Source organism: Bacteroides mucinivorans (assembly GCF_034654355.2).
GTDB classification, from domain to species: Bacteria; Bacteroidota; Bacteroidia; order Bacteroidales; family Bacteroidaceae; genus Bacteroides; species Bacteroides nordii.
In genome coordinates, this window is sequence record NZ_CP178179.1 from 2,294,072 (window position 1) to 2,318,677 (window position 24,606).

The following is a 24,606-nucleotide window of genomic DNA, read 5'->3' on the forward strand; positions in this document are numbered from 1 at the left end:
AAAAAAGGAGCAACGCCTTGCTCCAACCTTTGTTAACCTTAAATCTAATACTATGAAAAACACAATGCAAATATACGGACTTTCCGGAATATAGCAAATTTGTCAAGAGTAAAACTATGTTTTATAACATTGATTAATAGTTGCAGGATTGGATTGAAGTTTTATTAAGAAATTTCCGATTGTTTCAATGTCTTGAGAAATAATAGAGCGCTTTAATAATAGGAAGTGAAAAGTCTAATGATTAAATTCTTCTGAATGGATGAGAATACTTATATTTGTCTCCTGAAGTTGTAAAATTCTCAATAGATCCAGGTTTGTAATATTATGAAACACGATGTTTTTATTAGCTATTCAAGTAAAGATAAAAGTGTAGCAACCGCTCTTTGTCATGCTTTAGAACAGGCGGGAATACGTTGTTGGATTGCTCCGAGAGATGTTACTCCCGGTCAGCCCTATGCTGCTGAAATTGTTAATGCCATTCGGGAAGCCCGGTTGGTGGTACTTATTTTTTCTATCCATTCAAATAACTCGCCACATGTGGGTAATGAAATTGATAAGGCTTTCAACCAAGGAAAAATAATAATCCCATTTCGGATTGATAAATCAGAGTTGAATGATTCGTTAGATTACTACCTGGCCCGCAAACATTGGATTGATGCTTATCCAAACCCGAATAAGAGCTTTGGTAGTTTAATACAGACGCTCACTACCTTTTTAAAGAGCCAGAATCGGGTAGTAGTTCCACTGGATACACCTCGGAAGAAGGAAGGACAACCTCACAGAATGAAGATGGGGATAATTATAGCTTGTTGTGCTATAGTTGGATTATTAATAGTCGGAGGACTTTGGTGGGGGGTAAAAAATCAGGATCTGATACCGGATGAAATTTCTGAAGTGTTGCAAACAGATTCTTTTAAAAAGGACTCTGTAGTAGTGCCGGTACATATAGAGAATGGAAAAGAGGTCCCGGTAACTTCAAAACCGACAACGACACTGAATGTTGGTACGGTTCCTGTTGCACCTGTTGAAAGTGGTATCCCTGAATGGATCTTTTCAAATCAGAGAATGGTGCATATTGGCATTTCCGATCCCGGACTTGAAGAGACTGAGGCACGTGAACAGGCGATAGTTCGTGCCATTTATTTATGGGCAATATCACAGGGAAAAGAGATAAACTCGATTATTGATAGTAGTATCTCTGACAAAGAAGAGACATTCGATATTGTTCAGAAAATGGTTTTATCTTCTTTGAATTATGATATAATGAGGGAGTATAAATATAAAACCGGTGAAATGTTTGTAGCAATTCAGATGAAGAGTGGTACAAAGGGAAAATTGAATTTAACTATTTCGCGTCATTTGAAATCGGTGATAACAGGTAGTGCCGAAGATTTTACGAGTAGTACGACTATTGAAGCTACCGGATTCTCTAAGTTGAAGAGTACTTCGATCTCCAAAAATATAATAAAAGGAAAAGAAACGTTTAGCTCTCTTTATAATGGAATGGAAACTTCTTTGTCCCGGTATTCCTATCCAGACTGTGGTGCAGAACAGGGAAAAGGATTTGTTGCTGATAGTAAGAAATATCATTCTTTGGGGAGAGCTTGGGCGGAATGCTTAAATACTTCTATACCTTTCACAGAATTGGGTGTTAATGCACAGATATCTTCACTGACAGAAAACTCAAAAGAAAGAGAAACCGGAAAAGAAGTTTTATCGACTACCAGCAGGAGTGTTGCCAAAGGAGAACCAGTAGAACCTTATATCATTCAGTTTCTGGGTATAAATGATGGAAAATTATCTGTCTCTATCCAGTTAGATGAACTATTGCGAAAAAAACTACTTGATGAGTACTTAAAAAAAGTAGCCAATAAGGCAAAATAAAAGAATGAATATGTGGTATGGACATAAAAAAAGGAGCAACGCCTTGCTCCAACCTTTGTTAACCTTAAATCTAATACTATGAAAAACACATTGCAAATGTACGGGTTTTCCGAATATTAGCAAATTTTGTGGGAGAAAAAACATGTTTTATAACATTGATTAATATTTTGCTTATTGAATTCAATTTTTATTAAGAGTTTCTGTTTATTCTTCCCACTTTTCTTTCATAAGATCTTCCAGTTTCAGTAATTCGTCACGATATTGAGCTGCTTCGATGAATTCCAGTTTTTTGGCAGCTTCCTGCATTAACTTGCGTGTACGGTCTATGCTCTTTTGCATCTGAGCTTTAGTCATATATTGAATGATCGGATCAGCAGCTACATTCGGGCTTGATGGTTCTATATAAACATGTTTTTCTTTTAGCATTTCCTCGGTATTGTTTCCACCGAATACAGCGAGATTACGTGCTTTCTTTATTTGTTGTGGGGTGATGCCATTTGCTTCATTATAAGCAAGCTGTTTTTCCCGGCGTCGGTTGGTTTCGTCAATTGTCAGCTGCATACTTTCTGTCATCTTGTCTGCATACATGATTACTTTTCCGTTTACATTTCGGGCAGCACGTCCGGCTGTTTGTGTCAGGGAACGATGGGAGCGCAGGAATCCCTCTTTGTCTGCATCAAGAATGGCAACCAAAGATACTTCTGGTAAATCAAGTCCTTCACGTAAAAGGTTTACACCGATCAATACATCGTACACACCTTGACGAAGGTCGTCCATAATTTTTACACGCTCAAGTGTATCTACATCGCTGTGGATATAGTTGCATCGCACATTGTTATTAAGCAAATATTCTGTTAATTCCTCAGCCATGCGCTTAGTTAAAGTCGTCACGAGAGTACGTTCCTCTTTTTCGATACGTATTTGAATTTCTTCCATAAGATCATCAATCTGGTTGAGGCTGGGACGTACCTCAATCACAGGGTCAAGCAGACCGGTAGGTCGGATTACTTGTTCCACAATGATACCTTCAGACTGTACCAGTTCATAATCGGCCGGAGTCGCACTGACATAAATAACCTGTTTGGCCATTTCCTGAAACTCTTCAAATTTAAGAGGACGGTTGTCCATGGCTGCAGGTAGGCGAAAACCATATTCTACCAGATTGATTTTTCGGGCGCGGTCACCACCATACATAGCACGTATCTGTGGGACGCTAACATGGCTTTCGTCTATAACAATTAGAAAGTCATCCGGGAAAAAGTCGAGCAGGCAATAGGGGCGGGTACCGGCACTGCGACCATCAAAATAACGTGAATAGTTCTCAATACCGGAACAGTGCCCCAGCTCGCGAATCATTTCCATATCATACGTCACCCGTTCATAAAGACGCTTGGCTTCATATTCTTTTCCGATAGATTCGAAAAAGGCTACTTGCTTGGTAAGGTCATCTTCTATTTCGTGGATAGCACGTAGAGTTGCCTCTTTGGTTGTCATAAATAAATTAGCCGGATATATTTTATATGACTCAAAAGGAGCAATTGTTATGCCTGAGATCGGATCTACTTCTTCAATTCCATCAATTTCATCTCCCCAAAAAGTCACTCGCAGGATGGTATCGGAATAGGCCAGATAAATGTCTACTGTATCACCTTTTACACGGAAGTTACCACGATTCAGATCCAGGTCATTGCGTACATAAAGGCTGTCTACGAGACGGCGCAGAAATACATTACGATCCAGCATACGCCCCCGTTCCACTTCTATGACATTGTCATAGAAGTCGGATGGATTTCCCATACCATAGATGCATGAAACAGAAGAAACTACCACTACATCTTTACGTCCTGAGAGTAGGGAAGAAGTGGCGGCAAGCCGTAGCTTATCTATTTCATCATTGATGGCAAGATCTTTTTCGATATACGTATCAGAGCTGGGAAGATAGGCTTCCGGCTGATAATAATCGTAGTATGAAACATAGTATTCCACAGCGTTGTTGGGGAAAAATCCTTTAAATTCACTGTATAGCTGGGCAGCCAGCGTTTTGTTGTGGCTCAATATCAATGTAGGTTTGTTGATATTAGCTATGACGTTGGCTATAGTAAACGTCTTTCCTGAGCCCGTAACACCCAATAGGGTCTGGGCAGGTAATCCTTGTTTTATACCTTCGGTTAATTGGGCAATAGCCTCAGGCTGGTCGCCTGTAGGCTTATAGGCGGATGTTAATTCAAAATTCATGTTTTTGTTTTAAAAGGGGGAGCAATATTCGGGAAAATAGTTGAGATAAACAAATTGTTTTTCCAAATAAATCCTTTACTTTGCAACAGTTTATTATAAAACATCGCTGGAGTTGATGTGAAGCTGTTTAAAAGATGGTTGATGGAGAGGCAAATCTGCAAAGAAACAAAGGTTTGAATTATCTCGTGAATCGTTTTTTATCCTTCTAAATGGATGACTGTAAAGCGCTGGTAATCAATGTTTATAAAAGTGTACACTTTGGTGGGTCAATATTGTACACTTTTGTATGGTAAGAGTGTACATTGTTGTGAGGTAAAAGTGTACACTTTATTATTTCTTGTTTGATTTAGCCGAAATTTACTCAATTATTTATTTAATTCCCTCAGCGGGTTGTGTAAAGAAAAAACAGATTAATACAAATATAAATACAACGAGAAACATGATTTGGAACGAAAGTATCGAATGCATGGACCGTGAGAGTCTTCGCAAAATCCAAAGTATACGGCTCAAAAAGATTGTGGAGCACGTTTATCACAACACCCCCTTTTATCGCAAAAAGATGCAGGAGTTAGGAATTACTCCGGATGATATTAACAGCATTGATGACATTGTAAAATTACCGTTTACCACCAAGTACGATTTGAGAGATAATTATCCGTTCGGACTATGTGCGGTTCCGATGAGTCAGATTGTGCGTATTCATGCCTCTTCAGGAACAACGGGTAAGCCTACTGTTGTAGGATATACCCGCAAAGATTTATCTTCGTGGACGGAATGTTTATCACGTGCCTTTACTGCTTATGGAGCTGACAGCTCGGATATCTTCCAGGTGTCTTATGGATATGGTTTGTTTACCGGTGGTCTGGGGGCTCATGCCGGAGCCGAGAATATCGGAGCATCGGTTATTCCCATGTCAAGTGGTAATACAGAGAAACAAATAACTCTGATGCATGACTTTGGCTCTACTTTGTTGTGTTGCACGCCTTCTTATGCGCTTTATCTGGCTGATGCGATTAAAGATTCCGGGTTTCCCCGTGAAGAGTTTAAGTTGAAAGCCGGTGCTTTCGGAGCTGAGCCGTGGACGGAGAATATGCGTCGTGAAATAGAAGAAAAACTGGGAATTAAAGCTTATGATATATATGGATTGAGTGAGATTGCCGGCCCGGGGGTGGGTTATGAGTGTGAATGCCAGCATGGTACACATTTGAATGAAGATCATTATTTTCCTGAAATAATTGATCCTCATACGCTGCAACCTGTTGAACCTGGACAAACCGGTGAACTTGTTTTCACTCATCTTACTAAAGAAGGAATGCCTTTATTGCGTTATCGTACAAAAGATCTTACTGCTTTACATTATGATAAATGTACTTGTGGACGTACATTAGTGCGCATGGATCGTATTCTGGGACGTAGTGATGACATGCTTATTATTCGTGGAGTTAATGTATTCCCAACTCAGATTGAGTCTGTCATCCTTGAGATGCCGGAATTCGAACCACATTATCTGTTGATTATTGATCGTAAGAATAATACGGATACGATGGAGCTGAAGGTGGAAGTTCGTGAAGACGCTTATTCTGACGAGATCAATAAAATGCTGGCATTGAAGAAGAAACTTACTTCTCGTCTGCAAAGCGTATTGGGACTGGGGGTAGATGTGAAGCTGGTGGAACCGCGTAGCATTGAACGTAGTGTAGGCAAAGCGAAGAGAGTGATTGATAATAGAAAATTGTGAGTTGTAACTTTTTAAATTTCAAATATTATGGTAGCAAAACAACTTTCTATCTTTTTGGAAAATAAGTCTGGTCGTTTGACGGAAGTGACTGAAGTGTTGGCAAAAGAAAATATAAATCTTTCTGCCTTGTGTATAGCCGAAAATGCTGATTTTGGTATTTTGCGTGGTATAGTATCTGACCCTGACAGAGCTTATAAGGCTTTGAAAGAGAATCATTTTGCCGTGAATATAACAGAGGTAGTAGGCATTAGTTGCCCTAATGTGCCAGGTGCACTTGCCAAAGTATTGCGATTTTTATCTGATGAAGGGGTATTTATTGAATACATGTATTCGTTTGCTAATAACAATACGGCAAATGTTGTGATTCGTCCTAATGATATGGAGAATTGTATTCGTGTACTCACAGAGAAAAAAGTAGATTTGCTGGCAGCAAGTGATCTGTATAGGCTTTAGAAGCTGGAAATTGGTAGCTGGTAGTTAGAATCTTTGCGGCATATAGTTAATCTGCATAGATTCCAACTGCCAGCTACTAACTTCTATATTCTATATTTCAACTCCTATTTTATATTAAAAAACATTGATTAATTGGTTTATTCCGCATGATTCTGTAACTTTGCGCATTATTTAAAATAGGATGAAGAAGAATATTATTATAACTCTGCTTGCAGCCGCTACACTTTCCTCGTGTGGAGAGTACAATAAGTTGCTAAAAAGTACCGATTACGAATATAAGTATGAGGCGGCAAAAAACTACTTCGCTAAAGGTCAATATGGGCGTTCTGCTACATTATTGAATGAGCTGATAACCATTCTGAAAGGTACCGATAAAGCAGAAGAATCTCTTTATATGTTAGGTATGAGTTATTATAATCAGAAAGATTATTCAACTGCTGCCCAGACATTTATAACCTATACCAATACTTATCCGCGTGGCACATTTGCTGAATTGGCAAGTTATCATGCAGGCAAAGCGCTTTATTTGGATACCCCGGAGGCGCGTCTGGATCAGTCTGGTACTTATACAGCTATTCAGCAACTGCAGACATTCCTTGAATATTATCCTGCAAGTTCTAAAAAACAGGAAGCTCAGGATATGATTTTTGCTCTTCAGGATAAGCTTGTTCTGAAAGAATTTATGTCTGCCAAATTGTATTACAATTTGGGTAATTATATGGGTAATAATTATGAGTCATGTGTAATCACTGCTCAGAATGCGCTAAAAGATTATCCTTATACTGATTATCGTGAGGATCTCTCTATCCTGATTCTTCGTGCTAAATATGAAATGGCTATTAATAGTATAGAAGAGAAAAAGATAGATCGTTATCGTGAAACTGTCGATGAATATTATGCTTTTAAGAATGAGTTTCCGGAAAGTAAGTATCTGAAGGAAGCCGAAAAGATATTTAATGCATCAACCAAAGTAATTAAAGATTAAATTATAAATAGATTTATGGATTACAAAAAAACGAATGCTCCTACTAACACCGTTACGCGTGACATGATGGAATTGTGTGCTGATACAGGTAATGTTTACGAAACAGTGGCTATCATTGGTAAACGTGCCAATCAGATTAGTGTGGAAATCAAGAGTGATCTTTCCAAGAAGCTTGCAGAGTTCGCTTCTTATAATGACAACCTGGAAGAAGTATTTGAGAATCGTGAACAGATTGAAATTTCTCGCTATTATGAGAAATTGCCAAAGCCTGCATTGATTGCTACACAAGAGTATATCGAAGGTAAGATTTATTATAGAAATCCGGCCAAGGAAAAAGAAAAATTGCAGTAAAAGAACGCAAGAAGTTAAGAATAGAATAACGTAGTAAGAATTAGATAGTCAAGTAGTAAGTAGGAAGAGTGTTCTTATTATTACTTGGCTATTTTTTTACTGTCGGTTATTTTTTTTATCGTTATAAACTTTTAAAACTACTAAGACAATATGATTCAACGTATTCAGAGTATTTATTTGTTGCTTGTTACGGGCTTGTTAATAGCGAGTATGTGTTTGCCTGTAGGCTCTTTGATTAATTTAAATGGAGCGGTAAGTGTTTTTAAACCACTCGGACTTACAATGGGTGATACATTTCAGTCTACATGGGGGCTTTTTTGTATATTGATGCTGGCTGCAATTGTTGCATTTGCTACTATCTTTCTTTTTAAGAACCGTATATTGCAGATTCGTATGACTATATTCAATAGTTTATTATTGGTGGGGTATTATATGGCTTTCCTTGCTTTCTTCTTTGTGCTTCGTAGTGATGAAACTTCCTTTCAGTTTCATTGGGCGTTGTGTTTTCCATTGATTGCTATTATTCTCAATTATTTAGCCATACGTGCAATCGGTCGTGATGAAGCAATGGTGCACGCTGCTGATAGGTTGAGATAGATCATACAATATTGTATACTTTAAAAAAAAAGATGCCACATCGTTCTGTAGGACGGTGTGGCATCTTTTTATAAGTAGGCTAATATTATTAAAATCTCTGATAATCTTAAGGGGCTGTATCTTTTGAATTATTTCTTCAAGTCAAACAGATAAGTCAACTTTATTGATATGGTATTGTGGGCTGCACGGTCAAAATCGTCTTTTTTGCTGGTATGGTAGAAATCGGATAACGCAAAGTAATATCTTCCTTCTAACAGAAAACTACCGGCTTTTTTACTTCTTACTTCAAGTCCACCTCCTCCGGTTATTCCATAGTCAAACTTGTTTTCTATCTTCTTTCCATATTCTTTTGCACTGGCAATTTGTTCGGCCGTCCATCCGCTTGCCTTCTCTGACTCACCTATTAAAAAACCTACCTGTGGTCCCAGATTGATAAAGAACTGTACACCATAATCTTTGCCAAATGCCAGATGGGCTAAAAAAGGAATATCTATGTAATTCATATTCCTGCTATAACTTCGGCTAAGGTCTTTTGTGCCGTCAGCTAATTCAAAAGCCTCTTCCCAACCTCGTTGTGAAAAGTTTAGCTCAACCTGTGCACCGCAAATCATAGCAAAATATTTCTCAGAGATATAACGGGCAGTCAGTCCGCCTGTGATTCCCATGGGCATGCTTTGCTTGATCTTTCGTTGAAAAGTTACTTTGTTGAGATTGACACCACCATTTATTCCGATGGCAAAATTGTGACGCATTTCGCCAATCTGTGCCATTGCCGGAAAAGCAATGCCTATTAGTAACACTACTGTTATGATTGTTGTTTTTATATGTGTCATCTTATTCAAAATCAAGCTTTACTAATTCAAAGTTCTTTGTAAAATGAACAAAGAATACCTTTTTGTTGATGAAACCTCCCCAGTTGTTCACCCGTTGAAATTTAAATCCGGTTTGTATAGGGGTCAGATCCATTTTAGGTAGATTCTTTTCCAGTTCGGAGCCATATCTGGATAATCCTTTCAGGAAGAAGAATCCCGTATCAAATCCTAACATTCCGTATTGAGGATAATTGATGGCCATATCTTTGCTATACCATTTGTGATAAGAGTTAATGAAGTTGATAGCTGCCGGAAGCATGTTGTTTGTATAAAACGAAGAGTAAAAATATGTATCCAGCTCAAAGAAACTGTCCAGGTGATCTTTTGTATAAGTCTGCCATTCCGGGTAACCAAAAAGGTGTACGTTAGCGTCCGGATTTTCTCTTACCAGTACAGTTAGCTGCGGAATGATTTTAATGAGTGTCACGTCACTACCAGACGTAGGGATAAAAATATTTTCTTTATCACTGCGTAGAGCTTCCTTCATCGCTTGTGCTGTGGCTGATTCGGGGAGTGTCTTTACCGGAATTCTTTTGTTTGTCAGTTCCTGTTTCAGTCCTTTGATAAATTCTGTTTTATCTTTATCTACCGTCGTAGCTTCCAATATGATTATATTGGCATTGGAGAACTGACGTATAAAGTGTTCATATACCTCTGAATACAGATAGGATTGTGGAGTATTAATCTGATAAATAAACGGATTGCTAAATACCTCTTCTTCTTTTGAAGAGAAAGGAATAACCATACGAATATCATGTTTCTTAGCAAAAGTTGCCAGTGCTTTTGTGTGCTTTGACTGTGACGGACCAAAGATAATATTCATCTTTTTCATTTCGTCTTTAGCAAGAATGCTATTTAGAGAAGCATTGTCGTCTCCACAATTATAAGCATAAAGATCAATAGAAGTGCCTGTACGTTTCAGGCTGTCTACAGCAAGAAGAAATCCTTCGTAATATTCAACCATGCGCTTATCTTGAAGGAAAGGCAATAATATGGCTGCTTTTATGGTGCTTATCTTTTCCGGTGCTTCTTTGCTGGCCAGGAATAGTTCCTTATCAGTAGGAGGAGTTATGTCTTTATTTTCCTGAGGTGCCACAGGTTTTGCCGAAGGGTAGGGGATGCAAAGGAACTGTCCTTTTTTCATCCCTTGTTTTAGTTCCGGATTAGCATCAATCAGTGCCTGTTCGCTGATTCCGTATTCGCGGCTGACGCTGAAAATGGTTTCACGTCGTTTTACCTTATGCATATCTTTGCATCTGGATTGAACAGGACCCTGAACGGTGGTAGTCGATGGAGAAGTTGTTGCAACGTCCTGAGTCAAAGGAGTGGCAGTGGCTTGGGCAACTTCTTCGGCAGAAGGAATGCGGATCACTTGCCCGATACGGAAATTTTCGGCACTAAGTCCGGGGTTGGCTTCACAGATTGCTTTAGCCGATACATTATATATTGTAGTTAGTTTATATAAGGTTTCTCCAGCTTCAATGGTGTGGAACTTTTCATCTTGTTTTGATGCTTTTTGTTTCTGAGGAATCCGGATTGTTTGTCCTGCATAGATTTTCTCTTCACATCCCGGGTTTAACTGTATGATATCTGATTGACTGACTCCATACATACTGGATATGGAATATAAACTTTGTCCCTTTTCAATGGTGTGAAGGAAGTAAGATTGATTCTCCTGAGCATGAAGGCTCATACAAGAGATGCTTATAAAAAACAGAAGAAAGAGTATTCGGCTTATTAAGGGTCTCATCAATTTTTAAACTATTAGTTCTTAAAATCAGGCAACAAAGGTACAAATTCTGATATATATCTGCCTAATAATTGAGTTAAGAAAATAATATTGTGTTTCTTTAAGACCATAATTCAAGTGGAAACATTAATTTTGCAGATGTTATGTCACTACACAGATTATCTTATATAATATTGTTCTGTCTTGCCTTTCCTTTTTCAGAGGGTTGGGCACAGATTAAGTTAAATCCTGTGGCTATATTGCTACTGGAGAATGGTACTGATCCTACAGAGCCTAAGACGCTTGAGGCCGGTGGAGAACCATATGTGGGGTCGGCTCCACTTAAATTTCGTTTTGTGGCCAATATTGAGTCTCCTTCTCCAACATTACGTTATGAATGGAATTTTGCATCTGATGAGGAATTTAATGATCCTATAAGCGGGTCACCACGTTATGAAGAAGAAACCATTTTTGATTTTGTTACTTCGGGGACATTCTATGTCAGGTTACAGGTGAGCGATACGGAAACAGAAGACGGACCAACTTCGGTATCAGATGTGTTTATCATTCAGGTACCTGAGTCGGAATTGAAAATACCTAATGCTTTTTCACCTAATGGAGACGGCATTAATGATATTTTTAAAGTGAAGTATAAATCACTTGTTAGTTTCGATGCTGTTGTGTTCAATCGCTGGGGACAGAAGTTATATCAGTGGGGATTGACGGACATTGATAAGGGATGGGATGGAACATCCCGTGGGCATCAGGTGCCTGTAGGCGTGTATTTTATCGTAGTAGAAGCACGTGGTGCAGATGGAGTCGTGTATAAACATAAAGGAGATATAAATATACTGAGGTAAAAAGGATATGCAGGAAACAGAATATATAAATGTATACGGTGCGCGTGTACATAATTTGAAAGATATTGATGCTGAAATTCCCCGTAACAGTCTGACAGTTATTACCGGATTGAGCGGAAGTGGTAAATCTTCTTTGGCATTCGATACGATATTTGCTGAGGGACAACGACGTTATATTGAAACCTTTTCAGCTTATGCCCGTAATTTTTTGGGTAATCTGGAGCGTCCTGATGTAGATAAAATAACCGGATTGAGTCCGGTGATTTCCATCGAACAGAAAACAACAAACAAGAATCCCCGCTCTACAGTGGGTACAACAACGGAGATCTATGATTATCTCCGTTTGCTCTATGCCCGTGCCGGAATAGCTTACTCTTATCTCTCAGGAGAGAAAATGGTGAAATATACCGAAGAGCAGATACTTGACCTTATTTTAGGAGATTATAAAGGCAAGAAAATCTATATGTTGGCACCGTTGGTGCGTGCCCGTAAAGGACACTATAAAGAACTGTTCGAACAAGTACGTAAGAAGGGGTATCTTTATGTACGTGTAGATGGTGAGGTACGTGAAGTGACGCATGGTATGAAGTTGGATCGCTACAAGAATCATGATATTGAAGTAGTGATTGATAAAATGATAGTGGGCGATAAGGACGATAAACGTCTGAAACAAAGTGTTGCCACAGCAATGCGTCAGGGTGACGGATTACTAATGATATTGGACGTCACTACCGGAGAACTCCGTCACTATAGTAAGCGTTTAATGTGCCCCGTAACCGGACTGTCCTACAGGGAACCGGCTCCGCATAATTTCTCTTTTAACTCTCCGCAAGGAGCCTGCCCAAAGTGTAAGGGACTTGGAGTAGTGAATCAGATTGATATCGATAAGGTGATTCCTGACCGGAACATGTCTATCTATGAAGGTGCTATTGCTCCGTTGGGCAAATATAAGAATGCAATGATATTCTGGCAAATCGGTGCATTGCTTGAAAAGTATGAAGCCACATTGAAAACTCCGGTTAAAGATTTACCGGAAGATGCTATGGATGAAGTGCTGTATGGATCGGATGAACGAATTAAGATAAAGAGTTCACTCATTGGCACCTCTTCTGATTATTTCGTAACGTATGAGGGTGTAGTGAAGTATATCCAGATGTTGCAGGAGAAAGATGCTTCGGCTACAGCTCAGAAATGGGCAGAACAGTTTGCCCGTACTACCGTCTGTCCTGAATGCAAGGGAGCGAAACTTAATAAAGAGGCATTGCATTTCCGCATTCATGATAAGAATATCAATGAACTCTCCAATATGGATATCAGCGAGCTTTATGACTGGTTGCAGAAGGTGGATGAGTTTCTGTCTGATAAACAAAAGAAGATTGCAGCCGAGATATTGAAAGAAATTCGTACACGCCTGAAATTCCTGTTGGATGTAGGGTTGGATTATCTATCTCTCAATCGTAGTTCGGTGAGTTTATCGGGTGGTGAGAGTCAGCGTATTCGATTGGCAACACAGATTGGTTCACAGTTAGTGAATGTGCTTTATATTCTGGACGAGCCGAGTATCGGACTTCATCAGCGGGATAATCTGCGTCTGATTAACTCATTGAAGGAATTGCGCGATATGGGTAATTCTGTGATTGTGGTAGAGCATGACAAAGATATGATGTTGGCTTCTGATTATGTGATTGATATGGGACCTAAAGCGGGCCGTCTGGGTGGTGAAGTGGTATTTGCCGGTAAGCCACAGGAGATGTTACAGACGTCTACATTAACCTCGCAGTACCTGAATGGTCAGCAGAAGATAGAAGTTCCTGCCAAACGCCGTCCCGGTAATGGTAAGTCATTATGGCTTCGCGGTGCAAAAGGAAATAATCTGAAGAATGTGGATGTGGAATTCCCATTGGGTAAATTGATTTGTGTGACCGGTGTATCGGGTAGTGGCAAATCTACGTTGATAAACGAAACATTGCAGCCTATTCTTTCGCAGAAGTTTTATCGCTCTCTTCAGGATCCGTTGGAATATGGTTCGATTGAAGGATTAGAGAATATTGATAAAGTGGTCAATGTAGATCAATCTCCGTTGGGACGTACACCACGTTCCAACCCGGCTACCTATACAGGTGTTTTTTCTGATATTCGCAATTTGTTTGTAGGATTACCGGAAGCAAAGATACGTGGTTATAAGCCGGGACGTTTCTCGTTCAATGTGTCTGGCGGACGTTGTGAAGCGTGTTCCGGGAATGGTTATAAGACAATTGAAATGAACTTTCTGCCGGATGTATATGTACCCTGCGAAGTGTGTCATGGCAAACGTTACAACCGCGAAACTTTGGAAGTACGTTTTAAAGGAAAATCCATAGCCGATGTGTTGGATATGACTATCAATCGTGCAGTTGAATTCTTTGAAAATGTGCCACAAATTCTGAATAAGATAAAAGTGATACAAGACGTTGGTTTGGGATATATTAAGTTAGGGCAGTCGTCAACTACTCTTTCCGGTGGTGAAAGTCAGCGTGTGAAGTTGGCTACCGAACTCTCAAAGCGTGATACCGGTAAGACACTTTATATCCTTGATGAACCTACCACCGGACTGCATTTTGAAGATATCCGTGTGCTGATGAATGTACTGAATAAGCTTGTAGATAAGGGAAATACGGTTATTGTGATAGAGCATAATCTGGATGTAATAAAGATGGCAGACTATATCATTGATATGGGCCCGGATGGTGGAAAGGGAGGAGGAAAACTTCTCAGTTTCGGTACGCCTGAAGAGGTTGCGAAGAGCAAGAAAGGATATACGCCGAAGTTTCTTCGCGAGGAACTTTCCCTTTAGCGAGGAATACCGTTTCCGGTAGCGGATTTTACCGGACTTGTACGCCTGCTGGTGGTAAAGAAAACTGAAAATATATACCTTAAGATGAAGAATCAATTGTTTATTTTATCGTTGTTATTTGTTTCTCGGTATCTGCCAATAGTGGTGCCATACTGGATAGCCTGTGAAAATGGTCAGACAAGATGGTGTGAAAACCTTTAAGTTTATGAAAAAATAAAAAGATACTTCGTTACTATACGCAGGAGATATGCGTTTGAAGTATTATAAAGGTGTATTTCCCCCGGTAAAAACGAATCAACGTTTTTGCCGGGGGATAATTTTTTCCTATTTTTGTTCTCCGAAATCTATAAACAGAAAGAAATAAGTCATGAAAATAAATAAAACCAATGCTGCCCGCTTGTTAGATAAGGCTAAAATATCTTATGAACTAATTCCTTACGAGGTAGATGAAGATGATTTGAGTGCTGTACATGTGGCAGCAAACTTAGGCGAGAATATCGATCAGGTATTTAAGACTCTTGTTTTGCATGGAGATAAGACCGGGCATTTTGTTTGTATTGTTCCCGGCGACAAAGAGGTGAATCTGAAACTTGCTGCTAAAGTATCCGGCAACAAGAGTTGTGATATGATTCCGATGAAGGAACTTCTTCCTACTACCGGATACATTCGTGGTGCCTGTTCACCTATCGGGATGAAAAAGCATTTTCCTACCTACATTCATGAGACCTGTCTTGAGTTTCCGTATATTTATGTAAGTGCCGGCCAGCGGGGGTTACAGATAAAAGTGGCTCCTAACGATTTAATTAAGGAAGCACGCGCTGAAGTTTGTGTCTTGTTCACTGAATAATTCAAAAAAAAGTATATATTTGCAGAAATTATACTTGAAATGACAATTCAAATTATTAATTAAATATTTATATCTTATGTTTAGTAAACACCCTAAAGGGTTAATCCCAGCCGCTTTGGCCAATCTTGGCGAACGTTTCGGCTTTTATACTATGATGGCAATCCTTGTTCTTTTCCTGCAAGCTAAGTTTGGGCTGGATGGAAAGACCGCAGGGATTATTTATTCAACGTTTTATTTCTCTATTTACATCCTTGCCTTGGTAGGGGGTATTATTGCCGATAAAACACGAAACTACAAAGGAACGATTATGGTAGGTATTGTTTTGATGGCCTTAGGTTATCTGATGCTTGCTATTCCTTCCAAAACTCCGGTTGACAATCAAACTTTATTTTTAACTATCACCTGTATCGGATTGTTTGTTATTGCTTTTGGTAACGGACTTTTTAAAGGTAACCTGCAAGCATTGGTCGGACAAATGTACGACAATCCTCAGTACTCTTCTATGCGTGACTCCGGTTTCTCATTGTTCTATATGTTCATCAATATAGGTGCTATTTTTGCTCCGATGGCAGCAATCGGTGTACGTAACTGGTGGTTGTCTACTTTCGGTTATGCCTATAATGCCGATCTGCCTGCTTTGTGCCATGGGCAGTTGGCTCAGACTTTAACTCCGGAAGCTATCGAAACTTATACCAGATTGGCCTCAGAGTCTTCTTCTACTCCTGTAACCGATCTTACAACTTTTGCTGCTGATTATCTGAATGTATTTACTACCGGTTTCCATTATGCTTTTGCTGTTGCTATTGTAGCAATGGCTGTTTCACTTCTTATCTATATGTTGAATAAGAAGAACTTCCCGGATCCAAGTAAGAAAGCTGTTGCTGATAAGAGCAATACTGCTGCAACTGTAGTAGAGATGAGTGCACAAGAGGTAAAGCAGCGTATTTATGCTTTGTTTGCTGTATTTGGTGTTGTTATTTTCTTCTGGTTCTCTTTCCATCAGAATGGTTTGACGTTGACATTCTTTGCAAAAGAATACACCGATCTTAATCTCTTCGGAATGCCTATCTCGGCTGAATTGTTCCAATCGTTGAATCCTTTCTTTGTGGTGTTCCTTACTCCGGTGATAATGGCTGTATTTGCTCGTCAGCGTGCGCGTGGGTGTGAACCGTCTACTCCGAAAAAGATAGCAATCGGTATGGGAATAGCAGCTTTGGGATTTGTTGTAATGGCCATTGGCTCTTATGTTGCCGATTTGCCTCTGCATAAAGAAATCCTGGCTGTAGGAACTTCACCGGTGAAAGTCACTCCGTTGTTGTTGATGTTGACTTACCTTATCCTTACAGTTGCTGAATTGTATATTTCTCCGTTGGGAATCTCGTTTGTCTCCAAAGTGGCTCCTCCTAAATATCAGGGTATCATGCAAGGTGGATGGCTTGGTGCTACTGCTATAGGTAATCAGTTGCTTTTCATCGGTGCTGTGCTGTATGAGACAATTCCTATTTGGATGACATGGACAGTATTTGTGGTGGCTTGTAGTATTTCGATGATTACAATGCTCTTTATGCTGAAATGGCTGGAAAGAGTGGCTAAATAAGAAATAGTTTTATTACCATAGAATATAACGAGGGTATCTAATCTTTTTAGATATCCTCGTTTTTTTTATTTTGCTCCTTGTTCATAATGTGAACCCAGTCTTCCTTTCTGTACGGTTTTGAGTGTATTTCACCACAGAGTAACACAGAGTTCCACAGAGTAGTCTTTATCTGATGAAACGCGGATTAACACAGATTAATACAGATTAAAAGACTGTAGTTCTTTATCATATATTTGTTTCCCTTTGTGAAAATTTGCGTTCATCTGCGTTTTAATAAAGATTTAAACTCTGTGTTACTCTGTGGTGAGTTCATTTCTGATCAGTTTAATAGTAAATATCATTGTGTCTTTCTTCAAAAAATCACAGATACAGCACTGCCTAATGTCATAATCTGTGTACATGTCTTATCAGACTTCACAGGAGTAGGTATCAGATTATAATCCAGAAAGAATCTTACTCCCAGATTTTGTTTTGCCAGGAAAGTAAACGAAGCACCTGTCCCCATACTGAATCCACCTCTGCTACCTATCACTGCTACAGGCAAGTTACAGGATGAATAGTAACTATAGCCTGCCAGAACCTTGCTTCCTACCAGTAGGCGTGGTGTGATGGGATATGAGAAATAGATTCCTACATGCCCAGCTAAAAGATCGGTTGACTCTTCCAGTGCCTCATTATTGAATATCACTGCCATGTTGATTGCCGAGAAGCGCCCACCTAATCCTATATATGGGTTGAGAAACCAGGCTCCTTCCAGTCCGGCAGTACTACCGGATGAAAAGTGGAATCGGTCTTTATCGGATAGAGTGTAAGTACCTGGGGCAACATTGAGTCCCAGATAAATGCCAAAGAAAGAGGGATTAATTTTCCATTCAAAATCACTCGAAGTAGAAAAGTTATGGATACCTTTATCTTTGAATATAAGATCAGCCAAAAAATACCCAAGTTCTGTTGATAAAATGCCAAACCCGGCTCCTGCCAATACGTCACTCAACCAATGCTTGTTATTTGCCATACGGGTAAGTCCCGTTGCTGTAGCCACTGAGTAGGCGCCGATACTATACCATGGACTACGTTCTCCATACTCCTTATGCATCATAGTAGCCGTCATAAAGGCCGTGGCTGTGTGTCCGGAGGGAAAAGAATGATTGTTGGAATTGTCGGGACGTGTTACTCTGGTCTGTGTCTTTAATCCGTTAACTATTGAAGTCATTATAATGGCAGAAAAAGCATCGGATACAAGCATGCGTCCCCACGAACTACGTCCTTTTACACCGCCAATCTTCATACTTAACATTGTTACAGCGGGGAGGTATTGAAGATAATCGTCATAATGTTGTTTGAAAGAGGGCAGACGGCTGTTGCGTAATCCACGAAAATGATCGTCTTCACTTTTCACAATAAGACCGCCTATTACAAGTGGTACACCTACATAAGTCATTTGGTAGACTCGTGAATTGGCTATTTTATGCATTGTATACTGGAAGCGGTTTGCCGGTACTGATGGAGTGAGTGATGGCAATGAATCAGTCAGATTTGGCTCATTTGCAGAGTGCAAGAACGGACAGATATAGCATAGCAATAATATAAGAATAAGCTTCATAATCTAGTAGTAGTTTTAATCGCTACAAAGATATAAGGCAATTCTGTAAGAAAACTGAATTTATACAGAAATAAATTCAATTTATCGTTTACTATGATAGTATACTAATCTGTGTTGTATTATTGTTTTTCCTTTTATCAGTTTTAAGTTGTTGTATTACAGTAAACTTTATAAGTATATAAACTGGTGTGTATATAAATAAAATGCTGGTATATGTGATGATTCGGTATATGTTTTGTTATGGACTATTACACATATTACTGTATAAAGAAGGTTTGATAAACTAAGAATCATAAAGTACTGCATTGTTTTATTTTTTTTCTGATTATTTAGGTGGGTTTCTCTCACTTTGTAGATAAAATTAGGCGATTTGTTTCTTTATTTTGTTTTTTATCTGTGTTTTCTTACATATTAAATTAAATTTCGTATAACTTTGTGGCACAAGATAAAATTGCAAGGTAAACAATTAAATGAATCCTTATCATATAGAAACCGAATTACTTATTCAATTAAGGAATGGAGAACACAATGCTTTTCGCCGTTTGTTCGATCTCTATTATGCATTGATGTGCGCTATAGCCTATGAATATATAGAGGATGAATATATATGCCAGGGTATAGCCGAAGATGTATTGCTATCGGTATGGGAAAAACGGAAGCAACTTGACATTAATATTTCGTTGAAAGGGTATTTAATCCGTTCGGTGCGTAACAGGAGTATTGATTATTTGCGTAGTAATGTGCAGGAAACCAAGGTTGTGCGCATGAGTACTATTGATGAATATGAAACTTGTTTTATTGCTGACGAAGAGTTGTTTGATAAAATAGCTTTATTGGAGCTGGAGGATAAAATAGAAGAGATAGTGTCAACATTGCCAATTGAATGCCGGACTGTATTCCAAATGAGCCGGTTTGAAGGGCTTTCTAATCAGGAAATAGCAGAACGTCTGAATATCTCTATCAATACAGTTAAATATCATATTAAAAAGGCCCTATCCGTACTAAAAGAAGGGCTTGGTGACTATCTTTTTGCTATAGTTGTTGCATTTGTCTTTTTGTTTAGACACTAATATCTGAAAATACAGCTCTTTGTGTGATTAAATTCGCCATAATTGTTTTTTCTTGAAATTTTTTTTAGAATTTCACTACCCCTACATCTTAAAAATCTCGTCTCCCTATTAAAAGGACTTAATATGGGTGAAAATAATAATATAATTGAAGAACTTATTGATAAGCAACTTTCAGGGCTTCTGTCTTCTGAAGAGTATACTTATTTGCGGCAATGGTATAATGCCAGTCCGGAAAATAAGAAACAGTATGAGGAGTATTGTATCTTAAAAAAATATCTGCATGTTCTGAATAGCAAAAAGCGTTTTAGACCTTCGGTTGAATCTGCCTATAAGCGCTTTGTGGTCAGAATAGGAACTGTAAGCAGGAAGCATCGTACACTCTCTCTGTATAGAACTTTGCGTTATGCGGCTATTTTATTACTTGTTTTTGGTTTGGGAGGTACTACCTTTTATTTCATTCAAAGTCACTATATTCAGACTCGGCTAACACAAACGATAGAAATTCCGTTTGGTTCTAAATCAAAAATTGTTTTGCCGGACGGTACAACCGTCTGGTTAAACTCAGGGAGTATTCTTTCGTATGAAAATAATTTTGGAAAAAATAACCGTGACGTAAAGTTAAGCGGCGAAGGTTACTTTGAAGTAACTAAGAACCGGAATTTGCCATTCAAAGTTTTTTCGGGTAAGGTACAGGTAGAAGTATTGGGTACCAAATTCAATTTTAAGTCTTATTCGGATGATGAAAGTGCTAAAGTGACTCTTGTTGAGGGAAGCCTGAATGTAGGAATTGAGGATAAGAAACAAGAAGTTCATCTGGTTCCTAATCAGCAGGCTATTTTTGATAAGGCAAAAAAGGATATGAAGGTGAAAAATGTGAAGGCCGATCTGTATGCCATGTGGACTTTACCTAAAGAAGAGCCTATTGATAAGAAACAAATAAACGTAGATAAGGTCCTGACAAAAACAGAAAATCCGAATATAACTCTACGGAATACTTTATTTTTTGATGAGGAATCTCTTATTCAGATTGTCCGCGATCTGGAAAGGGTTTTTAATGTACAGATTGAAATAAAAGATGAAAAGTTGAAGTATGAAAAATTCTATGGAGATTTTAGAAATGAAGAAACTTTGTATGATATTTTGAAAATGATGGCAGAAAGTAACAATTTACACTATGTTGTCGATAATAATAAAATAGTAATATCAAGAAAATAGGAGGGAATCTATGAGGAATAAGATATAAAAACAAAGAGTCGGGTTCTGTTGGCGCACTCCCGACTCCGGTCTCAGCATATAAAAACATATTGTTTAATATATAAAGATGTTACAAATGTATGAAAATAAGTTGAATAGCATCCTGAAAATTAGTACTATTTTAATAGTTTTATTATGTAGTAAGAATTTATTGGCTCAGGATGTTACATTATCTCTGAATCTTAAAAATGTTACAGTCAAAGAAGCACTGGAGCAGTTGAAAAATGATACAAAATTTTCATTGTGGTTCAATGTCAATGATGTAGAATTATCTAAAATTGTCACTGTACAGTTAGAGAATAAAAGCATTGAAGATGCTTTGAAGATTATTTTGGACGGTCAGAATCTGAATTTTGAAGTTAAAAATAAGCGTATACAGATTTTTAAGCATAAAACAAATGCAGAAAAGCCGAAACAGAAAGTCAAAAATATAACCGGGCAGGTTACCGATGAGAGCGGAGAGGTATTGCCAGGCGTGACAATACAGATAGAAGGAAGTACCTCTACGGGTACAATTACAGATTTTGATGGGAAATTCCAATTAGATGTTCCTGATAATGCCAGAAGGTTTATTGTTTCATACGTCGGAATGAAAACTCAGGAACTCAATATAGCTCCCGGTTTTACTAAAATAGTATTACTTTCGGATTCTCAGGAATTGGATGAAGTTGTTGTTACCGGATACCAGAAGATAGACCGCAGATTGTTTACTGGAGCTGCCGATCGTATTTCGGGTGATAAGGCAAAGGTTGACGGAGTAACCGACATTAGTAAAATGCTACAGGGGAAAACGGCAGGAGTGCAGGTACAGTCTGTATCCGGTACATTTGGTGCCGCTCCGAAGATACGCGTTCGTGGTGCATCTTCCATATATGGTAACCAAAGCCCTTTATGGGTAGTTGACGGGGTAGTCCTCGAAGATATGGTGGAAGTATCTCCGGATGATTTGTCTTCCGGAAATGCAGCTACTCTTATCAGTTCAGCTGTTGCCGGATTGAATGCTGACGATATTGAGAGTTTTCAAATATTGAAAGATGCTTCGGCTACTGCACTTTATGGAGCGCGTGCAATGAACGGAGTAATTGTTGTGACGACAAAGAGGGGTAAGAAAGGCACTGCATCCATTAGTTATACAGGAGAGTTTACCATGCGTACCCGTCCTTCGTACTCGCAATATAATATTATGAACTCAAAAGATCAGATGTCTGTCTATCTGGATATGGAGCAGAAAGGTTGGCTGGATCATGCTACAATTTCACGGGCTGAGAATGGAGGGGTATTTTTTCAGATGTATGATCTTATTAACCAGTTTGACAAGACTAACGGACAGTTCGGGTTGATGAATACACCTCAATCCCGTTCGCGTTTTTTGCAGTCAGCAGAGATGCGTAATACAGATTGGTTTAGTATTTTGTTTAAACCAACTCTTCAAAGTAATCATTCACTAAGTATTTCATCAGGAAATGAACGTTCCCGTTTCTATACTTCTCTTAGTTTTTATAATGATCCGGGTTGGACAGATGCAGATAAGGTAAACCGCTATACTGCCAACATGAATGCTTCATTTGATTTGAATAAATACCTGACTTTCGGAGTAAATACCAGCGGATCAATTCGTAACCAGAGGGTTCCGGGAACCATGGATCGTGACATGGATGCCGTGAATGGAGAATATACACGTGATTTTGATATCAATCCTTTCAGTTATGCATTGAATACGAGTAGGACAATGTCAGATCGTACAGTTAATGGGGATCCTGAGTATTACCGGATGAACTATGCTCCTTTTAGTATTCTGAATGAAATGAATTCCAACTTCATTGATATGGATATGATGGACCTGAAGTTGCAAATGGAATTGAATTATAAGCCTTTCAAGAGTTTGGAGCTGAATGCTTTGGGCGCAATAAGGTATGTTAAGTCTACACAGGAACATAAAATATACGGTAATTCTAATATGGCAATGGCCTATCGTGCAGCAGATGATGCTACCATTCGTGATAAAAATAAGTTCCTTTATAAAGACCCGGATAACCCGGATGCATTGCCTGAAGTGGTAATGCCCGAAGGCGGTTTTTATAATACGACTAATAATACGATGCTAAGTTACTACTTTCGGGCAACGGCCAATTATAATAAAATGTTGTTTGGGAAGCACCCTTTTAATTTGATGGTTGGTCAGGAAGTAAAGTCTGCCGACCGTAAAAACGGTTTTAATAATGGTTACGGATATCAATGGGATAAGGGGGGTGTTCCTTCTGTTGACTATCGCATCTTGCAGCAGATATTGGTAGGAGGTTTTGATTATTATGGAATGGAAGAAAATTATGATCGTTTTGTTGCCTTCTTTGGAACTGCCAGTTTTTCGTATAATGGGAAATATACTTTGAACTTAACCGGACGTTATGACGGTTCGAATCGTTTGGGACGTGCGCGTGATTCCCGTTGGTTGCCTACCTGGAATGTCAGTGGTTCATGGAATGCTTTGGAAGAAAGTTTCATGAAAACCCAGACTCTTTTTTCTGCATTGACACTGAGAGCTACCTATGGATTGACAGCCAGTATGGGACCAGCCAGCAATGCTTTGGCTATTTTCAGAAATCAGGTTACTTTTCGCGATACGCAAGGAAACAGAGAGAATCAGGTTTTAATAAGCTCATTGCAGAATTCGGAACTTACCTGGGAGAAACAATACGAAACGAATGTAGGTATTGATATGGGATTCCTGCGTAACCGGATAAGTTTGAGCGCAGACGTTTATTTCCGCAACGGATTCGACCTGATTGGTTATATGCGTACATCCGGAATCGGGGGAGAAGCGATGAAAGCTGCGAACTATGCAGATATGAAATCCCGTGGTGTAGAATTTACATTAAATACAAAGAACATCGTTACGAAGAATTTCAACTGGACTTCTAATCTGACTTTCTCATTCAACCATAATGAGATTACGAATCTAAAATCAATGCCCAGAGTCATCGACCTGGTGAAAGAAGAAGGAGGCCCTTTGCAAGGTTATCCTGTGAGAGGACTGTTTTCGTATCAGTTCAAAGGATTGGATAGCAACGGATTTCCCACCTTTATCAATGAAGACGGAGAATTGACTTCTACTGATATTAATTTTCAGGAAAATAATAATATCGGCCATCTGAAGTATGAAGGTTCTATTGATCCGAAAGTAACCGGTGGATTTGACAACGGTTTTACGTACAAAAACTGGAAGATGAACGTGTATTTCACTTATCAGTTTGGTAATGTGATTCGTCTGTATCCGGAGTTCTCTGCTGTATATTCGGATATGAGTGCTATGCCGAAAGAGATGAAAAACAGATGGATGCAGGCAGGAAATGAGAAGTATACCGACGTACCGGGTATTCCTTCGAAAAGGCAAGTGTCTAATATAGAGAATCTCAATGTGGCTTATAATGCTTATAACTACTCGGATGCGCGGGTTGCCAATGGTTCTTTTATTCGTTTGAAAGAAATTTCTCTTTCTTATGATTTCAAAGGAAACTGGATGAAGGTGGTCGGGATGAATAATTTGCAGTTACGTTGCGTTGCTTCTAACTTATGGCTGATTTATTCCGATAAAAAGTTGAACGGACAGGACCCTGAATTTTTCCGTTCGGGTGGTGTAGCAATGCCTACTCCGAGACAATTTACCTTGTCTGTGCGAACAAGTTTCTAACCATGATAAA

17 protein-coding genes are annotated in these 24,606 nt (G+C 38.9%); 13 read left to right on the forward strand and 4 right to left on the reverse strand.

Annotation, left to right across the window (positions count from 1 at the left end):
- Nucleotides 1-324: 324 nt before the first annotated feature.
- Entirely contained in the window at nucleotides 325-1,884 is a 1,560-nt protein-coding gene (locus tag VCM39_RS08360) for a toll/interleukin-1 receptor domain-containing protein (RefSeq protein ID WP_221649916.1), read from the forward strand.
- 204 nt (nucleotides 1,885-2,088) lie between these two features.
- On the opposite strand, the gene uvrB is transcribed toward VCM39_RS08360, so the two are convergent.
- On the reverse strand, nucleotides 2,089-4,119 hold the full coding sequence (uvrB, locus tag VCM39_RS08365; RefSeq protein WP_122201535.1) for an excinuclease ABC subunit UvrB: 2,031 nt from the start codon (nucleotides 4,117-4,119) through the stop codon (nucleotides 2,089-2,091).
- 439 nt (nucleotides 4,120-4,558) lie between these two features.
- On the opposite strand from uvrB, the gene VCM39_RS08370 reads away from it, so the two are divergent.
- The 5 genes from VCM39_RS08370 (at nucleotide 4,559) to VCM39_RS08390 (ending at nucleotide 8,243) form a co-directional block, all read left to right on the forward strand.
- Nucleotides 4,559-5,857, forward strand: a complete 1,299-nt coding sequence (locus tag VCM39_RS08370) for a phenylacetate--CoA ligase family protein (protein ID WP_221649917.1) — start codon at nucleotides 4,559-4,561, stop codon at nucleotides 5,855-5,857.
- 27 nt (nucleotides 5,858-5,884) lie between these two features.
- On the forward strand, nucleotides 5,885-6,310 hold the full coding sequence (locus VCM39_RS08375; RefSeq protein ID WP_221649918.1) for an amino acid-binding protein: 426 nt from the start codon (nucleotides 5,885-5,887) through the stop codon (nucleotides 6,308-6,310).
- A 181-nt stretch (nucleotides 6,311-6,491) separates the two neighbouring features.
- Nucleotides 6,492-7,295, forward strand: a complete 804-nt coding sequence (locus tag VCM39_RS08380; protein ID WP_007485988.1) for an outer membrane protein assembly factor BamD — start codon at nucleotides 6,492-6,494, stop codon at nucleotides 7,293-7,295.
- 15 nt (nucleotides 7,296-7,310) lie between these two features.
- On the forward strand, nucleotides 7,311-7,646 hold the full coding sequence (locus VCM39_RS08385) for a DNA-directed RNA polymerase subunit omega (protein ID WP_221649919.1): 336 nt from the start codon (nucleotides 7,311-7,313) through the stop codon (nucleotides 7,644-7,646).
- 150 nt (nucleotides 7,647-7,796) lie between these two features.
- Nucleotides 7,797-8,243, forward strand: coding sequence for a DUF4293 domain-containing protein (locus VCM39_RS08390; protein ID WP_221649920.1), 447 nt, complete (start codon nucleotides 7,797-7,799; stop codon nucleotides 8,241-8,243).
- Nucleotides 8,244-8,371: 128 nt separating this feature from the next.
- Here the strand turns inward: VCM39_RS08390 and VCM39_RS08395 are convergent, their stop codons facing one another.
- Both VCM39_RS08395 and VCM39_RS08400 read right to left on the reverse strand, forming a co-directional pair.
- Nucleotides 8,372-9,076 (reverse strand): porin family protein, encoded by a 705-nt coding sequence (locus VCM39_RS08395; protein ID WP_221649921.1) that lies wholly within the window; start codon nucleotides 9,074-9,076, stop codon nucleotides 8,372-8,374.
- A gap of 1 nt (nucleotide 9,077) precedes the next feature.
- The gene (locus VCM39_RS08400; RefSeq protein WP_221649922.1) at nucleotides 9,078-10,865 is read right to left on the reverse strand and encodes a LysM peptidoglycan-binding domain-containing protein; all 1,788 of its coding nucleotides are present in this window, start codon (nucleotides 10,863-10,865) and stop codon (nucleotides 9,078-9,080) included.
- Nucleotides 10,866-11,008: 143 nt separating this feature from the next.
- On the opposite strand from VCM39_RS08400, the gene VCM39_RS08405 reads away from it, so the two are divergent.
- The 4 genes from VCM39_RS08405 (at nucleotide 11,009) to VCM39_RS08420 (ending at nucleotide 16,981) form a co-directional block, all read left to right on the forward strand.
- Nucleotides 11,009-11,704 carry a gliding motility-associated C-terminal domain-containing protein gene (locus tag VCM39_RS08405; RefSeq protein ID WP_303070999.1) on the forward strand — a complete coding sequence of 232 codons (696 nt, stop codon included), beginning with the start codon at nucleotides 11,009-11,011 and terminating at the stop codon, nucleotides 11,702-11,704.
- A gap of 7 nt (nucleotides 11,705-11,711) precedes the next feature.
- Nucleotides 11,712-14,537: an excinuclease ABC subunit UvrA gene (uvrA, locus tag VCM39_RS08410; RefSeq protein WP_221649924.1), complete on the forward strand. Its 2,826-nt coding sequence runs from the start codon at nucleotides 11,712-11,714 to the stop codon at nucleotides 14,535-14,537.
- Nucleotides 14,538-14,904: 367 nt separating this feature from the next.
- Nucleotides 14,905-15,384, forward strand: a complete 480-nt coding sequence (ybaK, locus tag VCM39_RS08415) for a Cys-tRNA(Pro) deacylase (protein WP_002562639.1) — start codon at nucleotides 14,905-14,907, stop codon at nucleotides 15,382-15,384.
- Between the two features lie 76 nt (nucleotides 15,385-15,460).
- Nucleotides 15,461-16,981: a peptide MFS transporter gene (locus VCM39_RS08420; protein WP_221649925.1), complete on the forward strand. Its 1,521-nt coding sequence runs from the start codon at nucleotides 15,461-15,463 to the stop codon at nucleotides 16,979-16,981.
- Nucleotides 16,982-17,333: 352 nt separating this feature from the next.
- On the opposite strand, the gene VCM39_RS08425 is transcribed toward VCM39_RS08420, so the two are convergent.
- Entirely contained in the window at nucleotides 17,334-18,584 is a 1,251-nt protein-coding gene (locus VCM39_RS08425; RefSeq protein ID WP_255585686.1) for a phosphatase PAP2 family protein, read from the reverse strand.
- A gap of 470 nt (nucleotides 18,585-19,054) precedes the next feature.
- Here VCM39_RS08425 and VCM39_RS08430 point away from each other — a divergent pair, with 470 nt between their 5' ends.
- The 3 genes from VCM39_RS08430 (at nucleotide 19,055) to VCM39_RS08440 (ending at nucleotide 24,596) form a co-directional block, all read left to right on the forward strand.
- On the forward strand, nucleotides 19,055-19,654 hold the full coding sequence (locus tag VCM39_RS08430; RefSeq protein ID WP_221649926.1) for an RNA polymerase sigma-70 factor: 600 nt from the start codon (nucleotides 19,055-19,057) through the stop codon (nucleotides 19,652-19,654).
- 123 nt (nucleotides 19,655-19,777) lie between these two features.
- The gene (locus VCM39_RS08435) at nucleotides 19,778-20,869 is read left to right on the forward strand and encodes a FecR family protein (protein WP_221649927.1); all 1,092 of its coding nucleotides are present in this window, start codon (nucleotides 19,778-19,780) and stop codon (nucleotides 20,867-20,869) included.
- 115 nt (nucleotides 20,870-20,984) lie between these two features.
- Nucleotides 20,985-24,596 (forward strand): SusC/RagA family TonB-linked outer membrane protein, encoded by a 3,612-nt coding sequence (locus tag VCM39_RS08440; RefSeq protein ID WP_289291991.1) that lies wholly within the window; start codon nucleotides 20,985-20,987, stop codon nucleotides 24,594-24,596.
- Nucleotides 24,597-24,606 lie beyond the last annotated feature (10 nt).

Coding starts and splice junctions, on each gene's coding strand:
- VCM39_RS08360 (WP_221649916.1), top strand. CDS start 325: ATGAAACACGATGTTTTTATTAGCTATTCAAGTAAAGATAAAAGTGTA.
- uvrB (WP_122201535.1), bottom strand. CDS start 4,119: ATGAATTTTGAATTAACATCCGCCTATAAGCCTACAGGCGACCAGCCT.
- VCM39_RS08370 (WP_221649917.1), top strand. CDS start 4,559: ATGATTTGGAACGAAAGTATCGAATGCATGGACCGTGAGAGTCTTCGC.
- VCM39_RS08375 (WP_221649918.1), top strand. CDS start 5,885: ATGGTAGCAAAACAACTTTCTATCTTTTTGGAAAATAAGTCTGGTCGT.
- VCM39_RS08380 (WP_007485988.1), top strand. CDS start 6,492: ATGAAGAAGAATATTATTATAACTCTGCTTGCAGCCGCTACACTTTCC.
- VCM39_RS08385 (WP_221649919.1), top strand. CDS start 7,311: ATGGATTACAAAAAAACGAATGCTCCTACTAACACCGTTACGCGTGAC.
- VCM39_RS08390 (WP_221649920.1), top strand. CDS start 7,797: ATGATTCAACGTATTCAGAGTATTTATTTGTTGCTTGTTACGGGCTTG.
- VCM39_RS08395 (WP_221649921.1), bottom strand. CDS start 9,076: ATGACACATATAAAAACAACAATCATAACAGTAGTGTTACTAATAGGC.
- VCM39_RS08400 (WP_221649922.1), bottom strand. CDS start 10,865: ATGAGACCCTTAATAAGCCGAATACTCTTTCTTCTGTTTTTTATAAGC.
- VCM39_RS08405 (WP_303070999.1), top strand. CDS start 11,009: ATGTCACTACACAGATTATCTTATATAATATTGTTCTGTCTTGCCTTT.
- uvrA (WP_221649924.1), top strand. CDS start 11,712: ATGCAGGAAACAGAATATATAAATGTATACGGTGCGCGTGTACATAAT.
- ybaK (WP_002562639.1), top strand. CDS start 14,905: ATGAAAATAAATAAAACCAATGCTGCCCGCTTGTTAGATAAGGCTAAA.
- VCM39_RS08420 (WP_221649925.1), top strand. CDS start 15,461: ATGTTTAGTAAACACCCTAAAGGGTTAATCCCAGCCGCTTTGGCCAAT.
- VCM39_RS08425 (WP_255585686.1), bottom strand. CDS start 18,584: ATGAAGCTTATTCTTATATTATTGCTATGCTATATCTGTCCGTTCTTG.
- VCM39_RS08430 (WP_221649926.1), top strand. CDS start 19,055: ATGAATCCTTATCATATAGAAACCGAATTACTTATTCAATTAAGGAAT.
- VCM39_RS08435 (WP_221649927.1), top strand. CDS start 19,778: ATGGGTGAAAATAATAATATAATTGAAGAACTTATTGATAAGCAACTT.
- VCM39_RS08440 (WP_289291991.1), top strand. CDS start 20,985: ATGTATGAAAATAAGTTGAATAGCATCCTGAAAATTAGTACTATTTTA.